Origin of the sequence: Ochrobactrum sp. 19YEA23 (genome assembly GCF_029909865.1) — a bacterium.
Lineage (GTDB): Bacteria > Pseudomonadota > Alphaproteobacteria > Rhizobiales > Rhizobiaceae > Brucella > Brucella gambitense.
Genome location: NZ_JASAMQ010000003.1, coordinates 505,501 through 526,043, shown reverse-complemented (window position 1 = coordinate 526,043; position 20,543 = coordinate 505,501). Strand labels below are relative to the sequence as shown.

Here is a 20,543-nt window from a genome sequence, read left to right as displayed (position 1 = left end):
ATTGGATGCTTCGTCATATGACTACTCCTAGTGTTACCACTAGGACTGGCAGTCAGCAGGCCGTCATCGCAAGACGGCCTTCACCGTGGGCTTACGTCGCAAATGCCAGAACGGTGAGCAATAAACGCATCGCTTATCTCCTTTTCCATTGGTTGCAACGGGAGATATAGGCTCGCATTCGCCAATGTTAAGGAACAGAAGCCGTGATCCTACGAGAATTGGTTAGGACGCCTCTTCTTCAATGGCCGTCTGCGCAATCTGTTGCGCACCGCCATTAATCTGGTGTGCTGCAAGAAAACCAAGCCAGACGGCAATCAGGCATATGATGACTGAAATGCCAATATTGAGAAGGGCTTTACCGGGCTGGCCAGCTCTCAGAAGATCCAGTGTTTGCAGGCTGAAGGACGAAAAGGTGGTGAAGCCGCCACAAACGCCGACCATAAAGGTCAGGCGCCAGATTTCGGGCACCGCAAAGCGTCCATGTTCGAGCGTCAGCGTTCCAAAAAAGGAAATCGCGAACGATCCGACGATATTGATGACAATAGTGCCCCAGGGCAGGTCACGGCTGACCGGCAGCATTAAGAGGGCGAGCCAATAACGCGCCACGCTTCCGATCGCTCCGCCGAGCGCCACCATGATGGTTGCTTGCATAATTCACCTGTCAAAATTGTGGAACGAATACGCTTGCTGGAGAGAAGCGGGCAGGAGACAGCCCATAACCTCGGCGGCTTCAGCCATCGACGCATTGCGTTCCTATTGTCAATTCGATCAGGAGTCATCAGCCAGAAGAGGCGGTTTCGGGAGAACCCCATTCCCATCATGCATATCGATTATATAGAAATGCCGAGGCTCACGTCAACGACGCCATCCTTTCGGATGGCGCGCTGATTACGGCCAAAGAGTATCCACGCCTACAGACGCGCGACGCGGTTTCGCAAGGCGTCGCTCAAGCGATAAATGGCGGAGGCAGGCGCAGGCAGGGTGCGCCGCATGAACGCGACTTTCTTCAGATAGCGGTCGATCCGCCATGTCGCCCAGGTTCCACCACGAAAATAGGCAACATCGCCTGCTTTCAGTGTGCGTTGTTTCCCATCGGCATCGGTCACATGTACTTCGCCTTCGAGAATGTAGACCGTTTCATCCCAACCGAAATACCAGCGGAACTCGCCTGCGGTGCAATCCCAGATCGCGGTGAAAGCCGCACGGTCGCCACTGGCGGATTGCTCACATGAACGCGCCAGTGGCGATCCTTCCAATATCCATTCCGGATTGATTGGTGCTGGCTTCAACTCCATGTCGAAAGCGCTGTCTGCGATAAGCGCAGGCTGAACCGGCGTGCTGAAAATATTAGGTTTGAAGACATTGGGCATAGTACGCGCAACCGCCATAACGGCTGTTGCCAGCATGAATTTCCAGGCCATGAAATCCCCCGAATGATGTTGGCCTGTGTTTAAAGACAAATCGTCGGAAAAGTATTAATTCGCGCGCAAAAATTGACACGAATACAACCGGAAATTTCGGCGCTGAGGCGGGCTCACAGCACTAGTCGTACATCAATTTTATTGAACGCATTGTGATTGCTAAACAATGAAAATGAAACAAGACCTGTGATAAGTGTGATTGCGAACCTCCTGAGAGCAGGGGGAATTGTCAGATCGATCCCGATAAGAGGCGCACGAGCTATGAGCCAGACGAAGCTATTTTCTCCATTGGAAGTGGGCGGTTTGCTTCTGAAAAACCGCATTGTGATTGCTCCAATGTGCCAGTATTCGGCCGAGGACGGCAAAACGACGGACTGGCACCTGATGCATTTGGGCAATCTGGCCCAATCCGGAGCGGCGCTGTTGACGATTGAAGCAACGGCGGTCAGTCCTGAAGGCAGGATCAGCTATGCGGATGTCGGCCTTTACTCCGATGAAACCGAGGCTGCACTGCAACGGACACTCGATGGCGTTCGTCGTTGGTCGACGATGCCAATCGCGATACAGCTGGCTCATGCAGGCAGAAAGGCATCCACCGATTTGCCGTGGCTTGGCGGACGTCAGATTGCGCCGACGCACGAAAATGGCTGGCAGACCATCGCGCCGTCTGCGTTCGCGTTCAATTCTGCCGACAATGCTCCGACACAGATGGACAAGGATGAGTTGAAACGCATCCGCGAAGCATTTGTAGATGCCGCCAAACGCTCGGCGCGACTGGGTCTGGACGCGATCCAGATTCACGGAGCGCATGGTTATCTTCTGCACCAATTTCTGTCGCCGCTGTCGAACAAACGTGACGACGAATATGGTGGTTCGCTCGAAAACCGCATGCGTTTCCCATTGGAAATTTTCGACGCCGTTCGTGCTGTCTTTCCCGCAGATCGTCCGGTTACGATACGGCTCTCCGGAACCGATTGGGCAGAAGGCGGCTGGGACGTCGAACAGACAGCAGCGTTGTCAGAAGCTTTGGCTGCACGAGGTTGCGCGGCAATTCACGTTTCGAGCGGCGGACTTGATGCAGGGCAGAAAATTCCGGTCGGACCGAGCTATCAGGTGCCGCTGGCGCGCGCCGTCAAAGCAGCGGTCAATATTCCAGTTGTGGCTGTCGGGCTCATCACCGATTTCGAGCAGGCAGAAGCAATTCTGTCGACCGGCGATGCAGATATGATCGGACTGGCTCGCACGGTACTCTACGATCCGCGCTGGCCTTGGCATGCAGCAGCCCATTTCGGCGAGACCATCGAAGCTGCACCACAGTTTTTGCGTTCACAGCCACGCCAGTTCCGCAATCTCTTTACGCAGATGATTTGATAGGTTTGTTCGACTGAAACCTGTAAGGGGTAGCCATCGGTTGCCCCTTCAAAGCCTCTGTTTAAGTCACATAACGTATATTATGGAACTAACCTGTATCCACTGATGCCTCAATTGGGTATTTAGCGGCGGAGCCACGGATAATTTTCTCGGGTTTCATCCGTCATGTCGGGATCGGTGTAGATATCTATCCGTTTGATCAGATCTCCATCAAATTCATAGACCGTACTGAAGCGGCCAGCATTCCAGGTTTTGCCGTTTTGCATCTGGCCCTGTGTCAAACCTTCAACGCATACCAGCGGCCCGTCGACGATGAAACGCCGATGCTCGGCAGGATGGCTCATCGCAGCTACGTGTTGCGACATGTCCTGAAAAAACTGTAGGAGCCGCGCTTTACCGCGCACGGTTCCCCATTTTGGGAATGAGAATTGGATATCGTCGGTCAACAAGGCCAGCACATCGTCCCGCGCGTCGCTGACGTCCAGAAATTGCTGCGCCAGCCAAACGTAATCGTCCCTTGTGCGTTGCTTGTTCATCGGCTTCTCGCTTGATTCCTTCATAATCATGCCGCTTCAACAAGCGCATCGATTTGAACACGGGCGCGATCGATCGCTGCCTGCGCGGCCTGTGGACCAAAGGCCGTGCCTTCTATCTGGATATGTTCGACATCGTTCAATCCAATGACGGCGAACAGATGCCGGACATAGCGAGATTGGAAATCGAGCTGTTCAAGATTGCCTTCGGAAAATGCGCCGCCACTGGTGGTCACCAGGTAGATTTTCTTGTTGTTCAGCAAACCCTGTGGGCCATGTTCGCTGAATTTCACCGTCACACCGGGCCAGATCACATGGTCGAACCATGCCTTCAATTGCGTCGATGGCGCATAATTGATCATTGATGAACCGACGATGATGATATCAGCTTCCAGCAACTCTTTGACGAGCGTTTCAGCAAGATGGATGGCCTTATCTTCCGTCGCAGTGCGCTCTTCCGGCGATAACATTCTGCCGTGCACATAAGCCGGTCCAATATGGGGCAAAGGTTCAGCGGCTAGATCACGAGATGTAATATCGTGGCCATCTTTAAGCGCCAATTTATCTGCTAGGTCTCGTGCAAATCTGGTCGATAGCGCCCCTTCTCCGTTTGGACTTGATGTGATGAGAAGAATATTCTTCATGAAATTTGTAATCCTGACTGTAGATTGGCGAAAATGACTTCTCTGTTCGTGAATACAAATTAGAAAGACATGACCAATGCTGCAAGAAGGCACACGAATGACACTCGGTTACACAGATTTACCTGACCCCAGCGCAGTGAGATGCCGCTCGGCACATGAAATGATCGAGCGCATGTCAGACAAATGGTCACTGCATGTGATTGGCACGCTGCGTAAAGGCCCTTGCCGTTTCAATGAAATTCGCCGCGCTATCGATGGCGTTTCCCAACGCATGCTGACGCTCACATTGCGTGGGTTGGAGCGTGACGGTTTGATCACCCGCACAGTTTTTCCGAGCGTGCCTCTGCGTGTCGACTATGAATTGACCGAACTGGGCTTCAGTTTGCTGGATATCGTTGCAGCGCTGATCGTCTGGGCGGATAAAAATCAATCAGTAATTGCCGATGCACGCCAACGCTACGATGAGGTGAATTACGGCTGACCTTACATTCAGGCCTGCACGTCCCCACCGTTGATCGGGCGGGTTCGGTGACTGTGATCAGGACGTTATCCCCAACCATTTCCATGGTGAAAATTTAGGCGAATCGAGTGTCATTTTCATTTCCTGAAACTGACAATTCGAGCTTCCAACCCCCGGAATTTACGGAGATTTTCGATAAAGATTCGCCTTTGAAATATCCATGTAACTTGCATGAAAATTAGCATTCGCGTACCCGTTTTCGCGCGTAGAAGTTGCTCCCAATTTTTTGATTATTTGTATTAATTCAATGTGTTGCTAAGTTCGCTTGCATGTGGTCCGCTTATCCATAAGATGCAGGACATTTCATAAATTTCAAAGGAGGGGTTCATAAATGTATCGGAAATTTCTACTGACAGGCGTGTGTCTTTTGGCGCTCGCAGGTGCGGCATCTGCCGAGACCGTACTCAATCGCGGCAATGATACAGATCCGGCTACGCTCGACCATCACCGTACATCCAGCGTGGCTGAAGGCAACGTATTGCGCGACCTCTATGACGGTCTGACTATTCAGGATGCGGATGGCAAAGCCATTCCCGGTGTCGCCAAATCATGGGATCTTTCCGAAGACGGTACAGTCTACACGTTCCATCTGCGCGACAACGCCAAATGGTCGAATGGCGACCCGGTCACAGCGGGCGACTTTCAGTTCACATTCCGTCGTCTGATGGACCCGAAGACAGCCGCCGGTTATGCCAGCATGCTGTTCATCATCAAGAATGCAGAAGACATCGCAGGCGGTAAAAAGCCCGTTGATCAGCTGGGCGTAGAGGCCGTTGATGATCACACGCTGAAGATCAGCCTCAACTCCCCTGCGCCTTATTTTCTCGAGCTTCTGACGCACCAGACCGGCTTTCCGCTGAACCAGAAAAGCGTTGAGGCCAATGGCGACAAATTCACCACGCCCGGCAAGATGGTGACCAATGGCGCCTATATGCTTGAAAGCTTCACGCCGAACGACAAGATCGTCATGAAGAAGAACCCGTATTATTACGAAGCCGATCAGGTGAAGATCGATACGGTCAACTGGATTCCCTTCGAAGATCGCGCCAGCTGCATGCGCCGTTTCGAGGCCAAGGAAGTGCAAATCTGTTCCGACGTTCCGGCCGAACAGATGGACTATGTGAAGAAAAATCTCGCCAAGGAATTCCGCATGGCGCCCTATCTCGGCGTCTATTACCTGCCAGTGAAAGGCAAGTCAGCGGATAGCAAGCTGAAGGACATCAAGGTGCGTCAGGCCATCTCGATGGCCATCGACCGTGAATTTCTGGCAGATCAGGTCTGGCAGGGAACCATGCTGCCCGGCTACTCCATGGTGCCGCCCGGCATTGCCAATTATCTGAAAGACGCGCCGAAGTTCGATTACTCTGACGACATGCTGGAGCGTGAGGACAAGGCTAAGGAGCTTCTGAAGGAAGCTGGTGTTGAACCCAACACGCTGTCGATCGAGCTGCTTTACAACACATCCGAGAACAACAAGAACACTATGGCGGCCATTGCCGACATGCTGGGCAATATCGGCGTGAAGGCCTCGCTTAACGAGACCGAAGGCGCCACCTATTTCAACTTCATGCGCGATGACGGTCCGTTCGATATCGCACGTGCCGGCTGGATCGGCGATTACAACGATCCGCAAAACTTCCTGTTCATCAGCCAGGGCAATGTCAGCTTCAACTATTCCAAGTGGAAGAACGCCGACTACGACGCGCTGATGGCGAAGGCGGAAAAGACCACCGATCTGGCCGAACGCGCCAAGGTGCTGGGCGAAGCTGAAACTATTCAGCTCAATGAAGTCGGCAATATTCCAATCCTCTATTACTCGTCGCGTGCGCTCGTTTCCGATAATGTCGCCGGTTGGAACGACAATCTTATGGATAGCCACAAGACCCGCTGGCTTTCCCTCAAACAGTAATTTCAGACAGGGCTGCGCTTGACGGCGCGGCCCTATTTTTATGTGGAAGAGGGGGTAAAGCCCCTCTCCCGTCCACGCTTCCGTTTTCGCTTAGCAACAGGCGAAAACTGATAAAATATTAGAAAAACAATAATCCAGAAGCCCTTAGTGGGATTTGCCCGGCAGCATCGCGCTGTCAGGCAATGAAGGGACAAAAACATGCTGGGCTACACGCTCCGACGATTGGGTAGTGCGATACCCACGGTCTTCATTATCGTCACACTGACATTCTTCCTGATCCGGCTTGCACCCGGCGGCCCGTTCGATCTTGAACGTCCCCTCGATCCGCTGATCCTCGCGAACCTCAAGCGCGCCTACAATATGGATGCGCCACTCTGGCAGCAGTATCTGATGTATCTTGGCAATCTCGTGCAGGGCGATCTCGGCCCAAGCTTCACGCGCCGCGATTTTTCTGTGAATGATCTGTTTGCCTCTGGTCTGCCAGTGTCAATCATGCTGGGCACGCTGGGCCTGACGCTGGCGGCGATCATCGGCACTTTTCTCGGCACACTCGCCGCGCTGAAGCAGAATACTGCTGTCGACTATTTCGTGGTCGCGCTTGCGACTTTCGGCATCACAACGCCCAATTTCGTCGTGGCTCCGCTTTTGAGCCTGCTGTTCGGCGTTATTCTGGGCTGGGTCCCCGCTGGCGGCTGGTCGTCGGCCAATGTCACCTACTGGATATTGCCGGTGCTGACACTCGCTCTGCCACAGGTGGGTGTCATTGCGCGTCTGGTGCGCGGTGCCACCATTGAAGCGCTCCGCGCCAATCATGTTCGCACTGCCCGCGCCTATGGCCTGCCTGCCCGTGTTGTGGTTGGCGTGCATGCATTGCGCGCGGCCATGCTGCCCGCTGTTTCCTATCTCGGGCCGACCGCCGCCGCCCTCCTTACAGGTTCCGTCGTTGTCGAAACGATCTTCGGTATTCCGGGTATCGGACGATATTTCGTACAAGGCGCTCTCAGTCGCGACTACACGCTCGTCATGGGCACGGTGGTTGTGATTTCGATCTTCGTCGTGGTGTTCAACCTGATCGTTGATCTTCTCTATGCATGGCTCGATCCGAGGGTTCGCTATGACTGATCTGACCGTACCAACGGAAACCGCTGAACTGAGCATGCCAAGCCGTTCGTTGTGGCAGGATGCCTGGCTGCGCCTGCGCAAAAACAAGGCAGCTGTTGCCAGCGCCATCGTGCTCGCTGTTCTGGCTCTTGCAGGCATTTTCGGGCCGATGCTGAGCCCGCATCCCTATGATAAAATCTATCCGCAGTTCGTGCGCGTTGCGCCGAGCATCGAGGCCTATCCGCGAGCGGATACAATCCTGCCGGGGCTTGAGCGGGAACTGGCGCGAGCGCGGTTGAAGGCGTCTGCGGAGCCGGAACTGACCGGCAACAATATCGTCGTCGATTTCACAGCGCAGCGCCCGACCGACGACCGTGTTCTGCGTTATTTCCAGCGCTCCGACCTGTTCAGCAATCCAAAGGTGGAACTGGCTACCGATGGCATGAGCGGCAAGCTGACGCTCAATGTGACGCGCAATTACTTTCTGCTCGGTACGGATAATCTCGGTCGCGATCTGATGACGCGAATCTTCATCGGCGTGCGCATGTCTCTGGCCATCGGCTTGCTGGCCTCGGCGATGTCGCTGGTGTTGGGCGTCTCGTTCGGCGCGGTCTCCGGCTATCTTGGCGGACGCATAGACAATGTCATGATGCGTGTTGTCGATATCCTTTATTCACTGCCGTTCATCTTCTTCGTGATCCTGATGCTCGTCTTCTTCGGGCGGTCGATATTCATCATCTTCATTGCCATTGGTGCAACGGAATGGCTGGATATGGCGCGCATCGTGCGCGGACAGACATTGAGCCTCAAACGGCAGGAATTCGTGCAGGCGGCGGAAGCGCTTGGCGCAACACGGCGCGGGGTGATTACCCGTCATATCATTCCCAACGCGCTCGGCCCTGTCATCGTCTTCGTCACATTGCTGGTGCCGAAGGCGATCCTGCTGGAAAGTCTCCTCTCCTTCCTCGGCCTTGGCGTGCAAGACCCCCTCACCTCACTCGGCCTCCTTATTTCAGAAGGTGCCCAGAACATGCGCGGCGCAAGCTGGCAGTTGATCTGGCCCGCCGCAACATTGACCATCATTCTGTTTGCGCTGAACTTTTTGGGCGATGGCCTGCGCGATAGTCTTGACCCGAAGGATCGCTGAGATGACGAAGGAAACCATTCTGAGCGTTCGCGATCTGCGCGTGACCTTCGATACGCATGACGGTCCGGTTCCCGCCGTTCGCGGGATCAATCTCGACGTTAAGGCCGGTGAAACCGTGGCAATCGTTGGTGAATCCGGCTCCGGCAAAAGCCAGACGACCATGGCGCTGATGGGCCTATTAGCCCGCAACGGCAAGGCAACGGGACAGGCGCTTTATCGTGGTCAGGACCTGATTGGCATGTCCGACAAAGCGCTGAACAATATTCGCGGCGCGAAGATCACCATGATCTTTCAGGAGCCGATGACCTCGCTCGATCCGCTCTATCGCATCGGCGACCAATTGGCGGAGCCGCTGCGCTATCACCGCGGCATGAGCAAAAAACAGGCGCGCCCGCGCATTCTGGAACTGCTAAAACTCGTCGGCATCCCAGAGCCGGAACGTCGCATAGACAGCTATCCCTATGAACTGTCTGGCGGCCAGCGCCAGCGTGTGATGATTGCGATGGCTCTCGCCAACGAACCGGATATCCTGATCGCCGATGAACCGACCACGGCGCTTGATGTCACCATTCAGGCGCAGATACTCGACCTCTTGGCCGACCTGCAGCAGCGTCTCGGCATGGCGGTCGTGTTCATCACCCACGATCTGGGCATTGTGCGCCGTTTTGCTGACCGTGTTTATGTGATGCGCTCCGGCGAAGTGGTCGAGACCAACGAAACGGAGACGCTTTTTACCGCACCGCAACATTCCTACACCCGAATGTTGCTCAATGCGGAACCGGAAGGCGAAAAGCTGCCACCACCGGACGAAGCGCCCGTCTTGATCCGCGCCGATAATGTTAAGGTCAACTTCCTGATCCATAAGCCATGGCTCGGCGCGGCCAACTACATGACTGCGGTAAACAATGTCTCGCTGACGCTCAAGGAAGGTCAGACAATCGGCATTGTGGGCGAATCCGGTTCAGGTAAATCCACGCTTGGGCGTGCCATTCTGCGGCTTCTCGATTCCGAAGGCCGCATTGCCTATCTGGGCAAGGAACTGCCACGCGACCCGCAAGCCATGCGCCCGAAACGGCGAGAGTTGCAACTCGTCTTTCAGGATCCGTTCGGCTCGCTTAGCCCCCGCATGACAGTCGGGCGCATCATCACCGAAGGCTTGCTGATCCACGAACCGCAGCTTTCCGCCAAGGAGCGTGACCGTCGCGCGCAAGAAGCGCTGAAAGAGGTTGGGCTGGACCCGGCCATGCGTAATCGCTACCCGCACGAGTTTTCAGGCGGACAGCGCCAGCGTATCGCCATTGCCCGCACAATGATCCTGAAACCACGCGTCATCGTTCTGGACGAACCGACAAGCGCTCTCGACCGCTCGGTGCAAAAGCAGATTGTGGCACTACTGCGCGATCTGCAAAAGGAACACGGCCTCTCCTACCTGTTCATCAGCCACGATATGGCTGTGGTTCGCGCCGTATCGGACTATGTGATTGTGATGCGCAACGGCAGGATCGTCGAGCAAGGCGATACCGAGCAGATATTCGATCATCCTCGCGAGGATTATACCAAGGCGCTGATGGCAGCGGCACTCAGCGAGGAGCGCTTCGGCACGACTGGCTGACGAAATCCAGACCAACATTGCAAACAGTAGGAACGGGGCTTCGGCCCCGTTTTTTATTGCCGTTTCTCTTCCTGTTCATCACGGGCGAAGAGATTTTTCGCTAAAAGTACAAAATTGCGATCAATAGATTAAGAGCAAATCATAGCGATTTTACAATAAATATTAAAGTGACCAATGTGTCATATTCCTAATATTATAAGGTAAGTTTCGATTTTGAAGTATTAGGAATAAAACAACTATAATTACATCTTGAATATATGCGGGGGACAATTATTAAAAATTGAGAGGGAATTATGCGAACTATCCATCCAATCGTTCGATTATTATCCGTGACTATTTTTCTATTTCCAGCGGCTTCTTTTGCGCAGCAGAAAGAACCAACCCAGGCTTTCAGATCTGATGCCGAATACATGGCAAACTGGGGCCTGCCAATGATCAACGCAGCGCCTGCCTATCAGCGCGGCTTTACAGGCAAAGGCATCACCGTTGCGGTGCTCGACACGGGCATTGATACATACCACCAGGAATTTGCTGGAAAAGTGCATCCGTGGTCGCAGAATTTCGGCACTTTCATGGGGCTGCGGGATGTCCGGGATATCCAGAAAAACGGCACTATCCTTGGGCATGGCAGCCATGTCAGCGGCATCATTGCAGCAGCTCGAAACGGCACCGGCATGCATGGGGTTGCCTATGATTCTCAAATCCTGGCGTTGAGGGCCATCGTGCCTGACCGACAATATGATGCGATCAACAGGGCGCTGCGCTATGCGTCTACGACCGGCGTGAAGGTGCTGAACGGCAGCTACGGACCATACGTATTCCCCACCCCCTACAATAACCCGAATTATCAGCAACTGAACTATCAGCCGATCCTCTATGGCGGTTATCTCAAAAATGATTATGAAGCGCTGAAGGTGGCCGCCAAGGCCGATATCGTCATGGTTTTCGCCGCCGGCAATGACTACAAGGTTCAGCCAATTTCGTCAGCGCATCCGAGCGGCAGCGCACTGTTTCCCGCGATCACACCGCAGAACACCGCACTCGGCAAATATAAATTTGTCGATGGCCGCCGACGCGATCTCGACATGAATAACCCCAATACGTTTCACCTGCTGGGTGCAAATGATCCGGCTGTCGCTAATCTCGATTTCTCGGATCTGAAAGGCTCCATTATTGCCGTCGTTTCCGTTGGCCCAAACAAACAAATCGCAAGCTATAGCAATCGTTGTGGCATCGCAGCGGAATGGTGCATGGCGGCTCCAGGTGGCGATAACGGCGGCCCCATCTACTCAACCTATCCCAGCGGGCGTTATCAATATATGCAAGGCACCTCCATGGCCTCGCCGCATGTGGCGGGCGCCGCTGCTGTCGTGCGGCAAGCCTTTCCCTATATGAATGCGCGGCAGACCATTGAAACCCTGCTGACCACAGCCACCAATATCGGCCCCACAGAAATCTACGGTCAAGGATTGCTCAATCTTGGTGCCGCTATCAACGGGCCGATGAAATTCCGCTATGCGGAAGGTTTTGACGTCGATACGCAAGGCTATTCTTCGACATGGTCCAACCCCATTTCCGGCATTGGCGGACTGACCAAGCGCGGCGTCGGTGAATTGCGGCTCACTGGCGACAACAGTTTCACCGGAGATTCCGCAGTCGTTGGAGGCACGCTGATTTTTGATGGCGACAATGCTACTTCTGTTCGTGTGGCAAATGCAGGGCGGTTAAGTGGTGTCGGCAGCGTCAACTCCGTGACCAATGAAACCGGCGGGGTGGTAGCGCCGGGTGAAAACGGCATTGGCACATTGACTGTCAAAGGCGATTATATCGGCAAAGGGGGCACTGTCGTGATTGCCACCGGGCTCGGTGCTGATAATAACGAGACGAGCCATCTTGTCATTCGGGGCGACAGTTCCGGCAGCAGCCAGCTGCGGCTCGTGTCTTATGGCCAGTCCAGCGCGCAGATTGCCGACGACACTAGGATTATCGAGGTTGCAGGCAATCCCGCAGGTACATTCGCGCTGGCGGGCGATTACACGACCGCGAATGGCGAAACGGCGGTTGTCGGCGGCGTCTATGCCTATGAGATCACCGCGACCGCTGACCAGCCGGCTGAAGCCCCCTCGCCTGCGGAGCCTGATGTGCGTTCCTCTGCAACCACGGCGAACAGTGTAGCCTTGTCAGGCGATGGCGGTTTCTATCTGCGCAACACGGCTGCCAATGGCAAGACGCGTTACAATCCATCCATGCCGGTCTACGAAGGCTATGCGCGCAATATGCAGGCCTTAAACCAGTTACCAAGCTTGCAACAGCGCGTCGGCAATCGATACTGGGGCGAGAATGCTCTGCCGAGTGAAGATGTTAAGGACGGTCATGCGACGCCCGGGCCGGATATCGCTTTCGACAAGCATGGCGTATGGGGACGTATTGAAGGGACGCACAGCAAATTTGCGGCGGGCGGTTCCACCACAGGCGTGACGCAAGACATTGGCGTGTTCGTCATGCAGGCCGGTATTGACGCACTGTTTCAGGAAAGCCAATCCGGTCGACTGATCGGCAGCTTCACTGCGCAATATGGCAAAGCCAGCAGTGATATTTCGTCCTTCAGCGGTGATGGCACCATCGACACCGATGGCTGGGGATTGGGTGGCGCGCTCACCTGGTATGGCAATAATGGCTATTACCTCGACGGCCAGCTTCAGTTGACCTGGTATGACAGCAAACTGGTTTCCGACACGCTCGAAAAATCACTGGCTGATGGCAATAACGGCTTTGGTTATGGCCTTAGCCTCGAAGGCGGACGCCGCATTGAAGTCAACGAGCATTGGTCGATCACACCGCAGGCGCAACTTGTCTGGTCGTCGGTGGATTTCGACAGATTCCACGATTTTGCTGGCGTTGCGGTCGATCTGCGCAATGGCGATAGCCTCAATGCCCGTATCGGGCTGGCGGCAGAATATCGCAATGCATGGCGCGACAGTCAAAACCGGCTGACCCAGACCAATCTTTATCTTGCCGCCAATCTCTATCAGGAGTTCATGAACGACTATAAGATCAGGGCTGGCGGCGTAGATTTCAAAAGCGAAAACGACAAAACCTGGGGCGGTATCGGCGCTGGCGGAACCTATGCCTGGGCCGATGGCAAATATGCGCTGTTCGGCGAAGGTATGGTCAAAACCAGCTTCGCGGATTTCGGCGATAATTACAGCCTCAAGGGTTCGCTCAGTTTCAAGGTGAACTGGTAATCTGACGGCGTGACATTCGGAAGGCCCCGTCAGGGGCCTTTTGCGCAGCACGGCAGTTTGAAAGCAGATTTCGGGACGTTTCCGCACCGTTTTATGCTAAAAAGCCTTATGAGAGATTTGTTCGATCAGCTTGAACCTGTTGAGATTCTTGCGCCTGGCGCTGTGCTTTTGCATGGCTTTGCTTTGGCCGATGAAGATGCCATTCTGAAATCAGTGGCGGATGTCAGCGCTGCCGCACCCTTTCGGCATATGGTGACGCCCGGCGGCTATCGCATGGCGGTCGCCATGACCAATTGCGGACAGGCTGGTTGGGTAACCGACAAAACTGGCTACCGATATAGCGCTAATGACCCTGAAACCGGGAAACCATGGCCTGCAATGCCGGAAGCCTTTCGCAATCTCGCGGAAAACGCCGCCCGACAGGCTGGATATGATAATTTTTCGCCCGATGCCTGCCTGATCAATCGATACGAACCCGGAGCAAAACTGTCCCTGCATCAGGATAAGGACGAGCGTGATTTCACCAATCCGATCGTGTCCGTTTCGCTAGGCCTTCCGGCGACCTTCCAGTTTGGCGGACTGAAGCGCAACGACCCGATCACCAAATACCCATTGCACCACGGCGACGTGGTTGTCTGGGGTGGGCCGTCGCGACTTTTTCATCACGGCATATTGGCGCTGAAAGATGGCGAACACGACAAGGTTGGTCGTGTTCGCCTCAATCTGACGTTCCGAAAGGCGCTCTGAGCCTCAATTCAAAGCCTGCTGGCGCGTTTCGACATTAATCAGAAACGCGATGACGCCAGCCAGCGCCAGAAGCCCGGCAAACATGGCCACAGCCACGTTGAAGCTTTGGCTGATGACGATGGCGAGCGCCGACGGTGCCAAAAGGCCGCCGAGGCGCGCCATGGCGCCCGCCGCGCCCATGCCGCTTGCACGCAGGGCTGTGGGATAAAGCTCGGGCGTGAAGGCATAGAGCGCACCCCACGTGCCCAACAACGCGAAGCTCATAATCAGGATCGACGCGCCAACCACAGACGAGCTATCGGCAATTGTGAACAAGGCGCAGGCTGCGGCGCTGATGAACAGGAAGCTGATCAGTGTCTTGCGACGGCCCCATGTTTCAACGCCATAGGCGGCAAGCGCGTAGCCCGGCAATTGCGCCAGCGCCACCACGACCAGAAAGCCATAGCCGCGCACGAAACCAAAGCCGTCTCCGGCGAGCTTGGCCGGTATCCAGGTAAAAATGCCGTAATAGGACACCGAAACGAGGAACCAGATTGCCAGCGTTGCGAGTGTCCGCTGACGCAGTTGTGGCGATAAAAGCCGTTCGTTCGTCACGAGAAGCGGTGCTTCGAGCCGTGCCTTCGGCGGCAATTCAGGCTTGCCGTTGCGACGCAACACGCGGTTCATGACTGATTTTGCTTCGTCCGCGCGACCGGATTTCAAAAGATGCATCGGCGATTCCGGCACCCAGAGGCGCAACCAGATACCGATGAGCGCCGGCGCTGCGGTGACGACGAAAATATAACGCCAGGCATCCTCGACACCGGCAAGACTTGCAGCCCATGCGGCAAGCGCGATGACAACGGTGCCGACGGCCCAAAAGCCTTCGAGCATGACCAGCCAGCGGCCACGGTTCTTCGACGGAAGGAATTCGGCCATCATGGCATAATCGACAGGTAGCGTTCCGCCGACGGCTATACCGGTCAGAAAACGCAAGGCCAGCAAAACTTCGAAGCCGGGCGCAAAGGCCGACAACAGACCGAACACGGCATCGCAGGCAACTGTGACAAGCAAGACGCGGCGGCGGCCATATCTATCGGCGAGCCTGCCGAAAACGGCAGCGCCGACCAACATGCCGAAGAAGAAAAGCGTACCGGTCTGCAAGGCCTGCGGTACGGTCAACCCAAAAGTTTTCGCAATGGAGGCAGCCGTAAAGCCCACCGCCAGAACCTGCATGGCGTCCGCGGCCCAGACGAGGCCGAAAACGCCGAGCAAACCACGCTGGAATGCGCCCGTCCCCGCCTGATCGAGCGATTGTTCGATGGTGATCTTCATGCCGTCTATGTCCCTCTCCGGCCGAATAAATTGCGTGCATTTACAGCGCTGCGCATATGGGCGTGTCAATCGCTGTTTTCTGAAACTGCACCGTCTTTTGCCTGCAAATAGGTCCACAGGCTTTCGGCACGTGGTGAAAGCGGCGCGTCGTGACGGTAGATCCGAATTTCCGTTGTCAGATCCCAATGCGGATCGACCGAAGCTGGGACTATATCGCCACGACTGATTTCTTCGCGCACCAGACTTTCCGGCAGCCAGGCCATGCCCCACCCGGCTTGAACCATGGCCTTGAGCCCAATGGACATGGTGTTTTCATGCACGACCTTGCGCGCGAAATTCGGCCCGGACATAAATTTCTGGGCCAAAGCCGCACCGAAAAACGAAAAGTCGCCATAGCTGAGATAGGGCAGTGGAGCGCCGGTCTCGATGGCGCGATCCAGCAAAGGCCCATCGTCGGATGGTAATGAGACCGGAATGAGCCGTTCCGTGCCCAGCACGATAGACGGAAAGCGTTCCCGGTCGATCAGGATCGGCACAGAGGCGTGCGCATAGGTCAGGAAGAAATCGACTTCGCCTTCGGTCAGTGTGGCAATATTATCTTCAAACCCGCCGCGATCCGGCGCGAGATGGGAATGAATATTGCCAATGGCAGCATCTATCCCTTTCAGCCATTGCGGGAAGAATGTCACGGTCAAAGTATGCAGGGCCGAGAACTTCAGCGCCGGATTCTGCCCCTGTCGGTTTGGCTGGAGGCTTTTGCGCGTGGCATAAAACTGACGGACCGTATCCTCGGCGACGGGGAGAAAGGTTTTCCCCTCACGGGTCAGTTGCGCGGGAAAAGTGGCGCGATTGACGAGCGTTACCCCCAGCCAGACTTCAAGCTGCTTGATACGCCGCGAAAACGCCGACTGCGTAACGTGGCGCGTTTCTGCCGCTCTTGAGAAGCTCGATGTCGAAGCGAGCGCGATGAAGTCTTCCAGCCATTTCAGTTCCATGGGCGCTCCTTAGGGGAGTAGGGGAATAAGGCAGTAAGGGAATAGGTGAAACAGGGGGATAACATCGCATGTTCGCGCGCCGAACATACTGCCTTACTCCCTTATTCCCCTACTCCCTTCAGCCTTATGCAATTTCTGCATAGTTATTGCAAAACATAGCATTGGCCAGTCAAATTCTTTTTTCCTACCGTCCTCTCGATCAAGAAATGCACATGCCGAGGACGTATTGTGGCCAGAGTAATTTATTTGAACGGAGCCTTCGTCGACGAAAGCGAAGCGAAGGTTTCGGTATTCGACCGCGGCTTTTTGTTTGGCGACGGGATCTACGAAGTCAGCGCCGTGATTGATGGTCGTCTGGTCGATAATGAACTCCATCTTGCGCGGTTGGAGCGCTCGGTCAAAGAGATCGATATCGCCCTGCCCGTCTCGCTCGAAGAAATTCGCAAGGCGCAGATCGAACTCATCCGCCGCAACACGCTTCATGAAGGCGTGGTCTATATGCAGGTCACGCGTGGCGAGGCTGACCGCGATTTCGTCTATGCAAGCGATATCAAGCCAAATCTGGTGATGTTCACACAGGTCAAAAATCTGGCGAATGCACCGTCAGTGGTGAATGGCGTTCGCGTCGACGTCACACCGGATACGCGCTGGGCGCGCCGCGATATCAAGACCGTCATGCTTTTGGCGCAGGTGCTGGCCAAGAAGCAGGCAAAGAGCAAAGGCTACCACGAAGTCTGGCTGGTGGAAGACGGCTTCGTCACCGAAGGCGCATCATCCACGGCCTTCATCATTTCGCACGACAATGTGCTGGTTGCACGTCCCAATTCAAACGCCATCCTGCCCGGCTGTACCCGCCGGGCCGTGCTGAAAATCGCCGAAGAACAGAACCTCAAGGTCGAGGAGCGGCTGTTCACGGTGGAAGAAGCCAAGGCCGCCAAAGAGGCCTTTCTCACAAGCGCATCAAGCTTCGTGACGCCGATCATCGGCATTCAGGATCACACCATCGGCGATGGCAAGCCGGGTCCGTATACACGCCGTTTGCAGGAAATCTACATGGATCTGGCCCGCACGGGCGCAGAAGCAGTTCTCTAACCCAAAAGAAAGCAAGAGGGGAATATGACAATAAAAAACCTTTTAAAGACAGCAGCCTATAGCGCATTGTTCGCAAGCGTCGCCGCAGTGGCTGGCGCAGGCAGCGCATCTGCCGCGACCGAAGGCTATGGCGATTGCCCGCTGATCGGCGACAAGGGATCGGCCACGATCACCCCGGCTGTACCGGGTCAGTTCACGGTCATCATCAATCTGCCTGCCCTTGGCCAGTTCAATGGCGACACGCCGGAAACCATCAAGGACGGTTATGAATTCTGCATGGCCGTCAACATCGCGCACCGCCTCGGCCTTGAGAAGGTGAAGCTGGTCAATGCCTCGTTCGACTCCATCGTTGCGGGTCAGAACAAGGATTACGACATCGCGCTGGCGCTGATCTCCGTCACCGAACCGCGCAAGAAGGTGGTGGATTTCTCCACGCCTTACATGTCTTCCGCTTATGGTGTTGCAGCCCGCGCTGACAAGCCGGTGACGGAAGCCGAAATGAAGACAGTGAAGGTCGGCACACAGGCCGGTACGACGCTGGTTCCGTTCGCGCAGGAAACGCTGAACGTCGCGCATCTCGACGTTTTCGATGACACCGCATCGATGTTCACGGCCCTTGCTGCTGGCAAGGTCAATGCCGTGATGACCGATCTTTCGATCGTTCTCGGTCAGGTGAAAAACTCCAATGGCAAGCTGGCCGTTGTCGGTCAGTATGAATCCGGCGGCCAGACTGCAGGCATCTATCCGAAGGGTTCGGAAAGCAAGAAGGTCATCGATCAGCTGATCGCCGACATGGAAAAAGACGGAACGCTGAAGAAGCTGGAAACCGCCTATCTGCTGCCGTCGTGGGGCACTTCGCCATCCGACGTTCCTGTCTGGAAGCCATGATCTGACGATTTTCCGGGCTGCAGCTGCCATCGCTGCTGCGGCCCGGATTCCCGATTTTGACACCGTGGCAGCAGCACCCAAAGCAGGCGCGCAGCCACCTTGCCTCAGCGAGAATATTTATGTCCCAACCGGCACCGGCTGCCAGCGTCGAGCGCGCGCGGCAATGGCGTAGTCGTAACAAGGTCCGTACCCATAGCGGTCGATCCCTGTTCGCTTTCGCCTTTTCGTTCATCACCCTTCTGGCCTCAATTCAGACCGTCTATAGCGTGACCAGCTATACGATTGCGCAGGGCTGGCTTGCGACGCCTGTTCTCACCATCGGATGGGCGCTGCTTCTAGCTCCGCTCGCCGTTCTGTGGTTCGCCTGGTGTAGTGTGCAGCTTTCCGGTCAGGCTGGGAAAAGCGCCGACATCTACAAAGGCCGGGAACTGGGCGCACGCGCATCCGACGTGTCCTGGCAGGCGATTTCCTATGCTGTTGCGGTGCTGATCATCTGTGCCGGCGCATGGTTCATGATCGTCAATGACGCTGCCGTCAGTCGCACCTTCTTCGACGTCAGTCTGATTGTGAAGTCGTCGGGCACCGTACTCAAGGCCTTCGGCACCAACATCGTCATCTTCTTCGTCGCCGCCATTTTGATCCTGATCTGGGCGCTGGTGATCGCGATTGCCCGCACGCTTCCGGGCAAGGCTGGTAAGCCGATCCGGCTGCTCGCCACCTTCTACAGCGATCTGTTTCGCGGCCTGCCTGCCATTATTACGATCTATCTCATCGGTTTCGGCCTGCCATTGACCGGCCTGCCAATCCTGAAAGATCTGTCCTCCAATGCCTATGCGATCATCGCACTGACGCTGACTTATGGCGCCTATACGTCTGAAGTTTATCGTGCGGGCATTGAAAGCGTGCATCCAAGCCAGATTGCAGCGGCACGCTCGCTCGGCCTCTCTTATGTCCGCACCATGCGCTATGTCGTCGTTCCGCTGGCCGTGCGCGGTATTATTCCGCCGCTGATGAACAACTGCATCAGCTTGCAGAAAGATACGGCGCTTGTGGCGATCATCGGCACCATCGACGCCTTCAACCAGTCGAAGATCATCGCCGCCAACTATTTCAATCTGTCGGCTGTCACGACCGTCGCCATCCTGTTCATCCTGATCACCATTCCGCAGGCCCGTTTCGTTGATCGTCTGATCGAACGGGATCGTCGGAAAATGCGCTCGAGCATGTGAGGAGTATGGATATGGCACTCGTTGAAATCGACAAGGCAATCAAACGCTATGGGTCGCTGGAGGTTCTGTCCGGCATCAGCCTCGACATTGAAGAACATCAGGTTGTCTGCCTGATCGGCCCTTCCGGCTGCGGCAAGTCCACGCTACTGCGCTGCATCAACCGGCTCGAAACCATCGATGAAGGTGAAATCCGCCTGCATGGTGACCGCGTGACCGGACCGGGCGTTGACCTTGATGTCCTGCGCCGCGAAATCGGCATTGTGTTTCAGGGATATAACCTGTTCCCGCATATGACCGTGATGGAAAATGTCACACTTGGTCCGACAAAGGTGTTGGGCATGCCTGCCAGAGAAGCGCAGGAAAAAGGCCTAGCACTTCTGGCTCGCATCGGGCTCGATCATAAGGCGAAGGAATATCCAGACCGGCTTTCCGGTGGACAGCAGCAGCGCGTCGCCATTGTGCGTGCGTTGATGATGGACCCGACATTGCTGCTTCTGGACGAAATCACCTCGGCGCTCGATCCGGAACTGGTGTCGGAAGTGCTCGATATCGTGCGCGATCTCGCGACCAAAGGCATGACCATGGTGCTGGCCACCCACGAAATGGGCTTTGCACGCGAGGTTGCAGACAAGGTCTGTTTCCTGCAAAACGGCAAGGTCTATGAAGAAGGTCCGCCTTCGCAAATCTTCGGCAATCCGCAGGGTGAGCGCACGCAAGCCTTTCTCAAGCGCATTATCGAAGCCGGTCGGCTCTGACCTCGATTTTTGAACACGGA

The 20,543-nt window shown here is 55.4% G+C and carries 18 protein-coding genes and 1 riboswitch; of the genes, 12 read left to right on the top strand and 6 right to left on the bottom strand.

Features of this window, described 5'->3' with window-relative positions:
* Positions 1-222: 222 nt before the first annotated feature.
* Together crcB and QBD01_RS11330 are read right to left on the bottom strand one after the other, a co-directional pair.
* A complete protein-coding gene (gene crcB, locus QBD01_RS11335; RefSeq protein ID WP_280992853.1) occupies positions 223-651 on the bottom strand; it encodes a fluoride efflux transporter CrcB in 429 nt (142 codons plus the stop codon).
* A 111-nt stretch (positions 652-762) separates the two neighbouring features.
* Positions 763-825: riboswitch (Fluoride riboswitch) on the bottom strand.
* Positions 826-911: 86 nt separating this feature from the next.
* Complete coding sequence (locus QBD01_RS11330; RefSeq protein ID WP_280992852.1) at positions 912-1,421, bottom strand: cupin domain-containing protein; 510 nt, start codon at positions 1,419-1,421, stop codon at positions 912-914.
* A 261-nt stretch (positions 1,422-1,682) separates the two neighbouring features.
* Here QBD01_RS11330 and QBD01_RS11325 point away from each other — a divergent pair, with 261 nt between their 5' ends.
* Positions 1,683-2,792: an NADH:flavin oxidoreductase/NADH oxidase gene (locus QBD01_RS11325; RefSeq protein WP_280992851.1), complete on the top strand. Its 1,110-nt coding sequence runs from the start codon at positions 1,683-1,685 to the stop codon at positions 2,790-2,792.
* Positions 2,793-2,914: 122 nt separating this feature from the next.
* On the opposite strand, the gene QBD01_RS11320 is transcribed toward QBD01_RS11325, so the two are convergent.
* Both QBD01_RS11320 and QBD01_RS11315 read right to left on the bottom strand, forming a co-directional pair.
* Positions 2,915-3,328, bottom strand: coding sequence for a nuclear transport factor 2 family protein (locus tag QBD01_RS11320; RefSeq protein ID WP_280992850.1), 414 nt, complete (start codon positions 3,326-3,328; stop codon positions 2,915-2,917).
* Between the two features lie 26 nt (positions 3,329-3,354).
* Entirely contained in the window at positions 3,355-3,969 is a 615-nt protein-coding gene (locus tag QBD01_RS11315; protein WP_280992849.1) for an NAD(P)H-dependent oxidoreductase, read from the bottom strand.
* 97 nt (positions 3,970-4,066) lie between these two features.
* Here QBD01_RS11315 and QBD01_RS11310 point away from each other — a divergent pair, with 97 nt between their 5' ends.
* From QBD01_RS11310 to alkB, 7 genes are all read left to right on the top strand, one after another.
* Positions 4,067-4,450 carry a helix-turn-helix domain-containing protein gene (locus tag QBD01_RS11310; RefSeq protein ID WP_280992848.1) on the top strand — a complete coding sequence of 128 codons (384 nt, stop codon included), beginning with the start codon at positions 4,067-4,069 and terminating at the stop codon, positions 4,448-4,450.
* A gap of 370 nt (positions 4,451-4,820) precedes the next feature.
* Entirely contained in the window at positions 4,821-6,398 is a 1,578-nt protein-coding gene (locus tag QBD01_RS11305) for a peptide ABC transporter substrate-binding protein (RefSeq protein ID WP_182520498.1), read from the top strand.
* Between the two features lie 198 nt (positions 6,399-6,596).
* Positions 6,597-7,520: an ABC transporter permease subunit gene (locus QBD01_RS11300; RefSeq protein WP_280992847.1), complete on the top strand. Its 924-nt coding sequence runs from the start codon at positions 6,597-6,599 to the stop codon at positions 7,518-7,520.
* Entirely contained in the window at positions 7,513-8,646 is a 1,134-nt protein-coding gene (locus QBD01_RS11295) for an ABC transporter permease subunit (RefSeq protein ID WP_280992846.1), read from the top strand. The genes QBD01_RS11300 and QBD01_RS11295 overlap by 8 nt, the downstream gene beginning before the upstream one ends.
* 1 nt (position 8,647) lies before the next feature.
* Complete coding sequence (locus QBD01_RS11290; RefSeq protein WP_280992845.1) at positions 8,648-10,258, top strand: ABC transporter ATP-binding protein; 1,611 nt, start codon at positions 8,648-8,650, stop codon at positions 10,256-10,258.
* A gap of 410 nt (positions 10,259-10,668) precedes the next feature.
* A complete protein-coding gene (locus tag QBD01_RS11285; protein WP_280992844.1) occupies positions 10,669-13,503 on the top strand; it encodes an autotransporter outer membrane beta-barrel domain-containing protein in 2,835 nt (944 codons plus the stop codon).
* 108 nt (positions 13,504-13,611) lie between these two features.
* The gene (gene alkB / locus QBD01_RS11280) at positions 13,612-14,250 is read left to right on the top strand and encodes a DNA oxidative demethylase AlkB (RefSeq protein ID WP_280992843.1); all 639 of its coding nucleotides are present in this window, start codon (positions 13,612-13,614) and stop codon (positions 14,248-14,250) included.
* A 3-nt stretch (positions 14,251-14,253) separates the two neighbouring features.
* On the opposite strand, the gene QBD01_RS11275 is transcribed toward alkB, so the two are convergent.
* Together QBD01_RS11275 and QBD01_RS11270 are read right to left on the bottom strand one after the other, a co-directional pair.
* Complete coding sequence (locus QBD01_RS11275; RefSeq protein WP_280992842.1) at positions 14,254-15,564, bottom strand: MFS transporter; 1,311 nt, start codon at positions 15,562-15,564, stop codon at positions 14,254-14,256.
* A 65-nt stretch (positions 15,565-15,629) separates the two neighbouring features.
* Positions 15,630-16,559, bottom strand: a complete 930-nt coding sequence (locus QBD01_RS11270) for a LysR family transcriptional regulator (protein ID WP_280992841.1) — start codon at positions 16,557-16,559, stop codon at positions 15,630-15,632.
* Positions 16,560-16,787: 228 nt separating this feature from the next.
* Between QBD01_RS11270 and QBD01_RS11265 the strand changes: the two genes are divergently transcribed.
* The 4 genes from QBD01_RS11265 (at position 16,788) to QBD01_RS11250 (ending at position 20,523) form a co-directional block, all read left to right on the top strand.
* Positions 16,788-17,651, top strand: a complete 864-nt coding sequence (locus QBD01_RS11265; RefSeq protein ID WP_280992840.1) for a D-amino-acid transaminase — start codon at positions 16,788-16,790, stop codon at positions 17,649-17,651.
* A 24-nt stretch (positions 17,652-17,675) separates the two neighbouring features.
* Complete coding sequence (locus QBD01_RS11260) at positions 17,676-18,539, top strand: ABC transporter substrate-binding protein (protein ID WP_138786948.1); 864 nt, start codon at positions 17,676-17,678, stop codon at positions 18,537-18,539.
* Between the two features lie 119 nt (positions 18,540-18,658).
* Positions 18,659-19,768, top strand: coding sequence for an amino acid ABC transporter permease (locus QBD01_RS11255; protein WP_280992839.1), 1,110 nt, complete (start codon positions 18,659-18,661; stop codon positions 19,766-19,768).
* A gap of 11 nt (positions 19,769-19,779) precedes the next feature.
* Positions 19,780-20,523, top strand: a complete 744-nt coding sequence (locus QBD01_RS11250; RefSeq protein ID WP_078336990.1) for an amino acid ABC transporter ATP-binding protein — start codon at positions 19,780-19,782, stop codon at positions 20,521-20,523.
* The last annotated feature ends 20 nt before the right edge of the window (positions 20,524-20,543 follow it).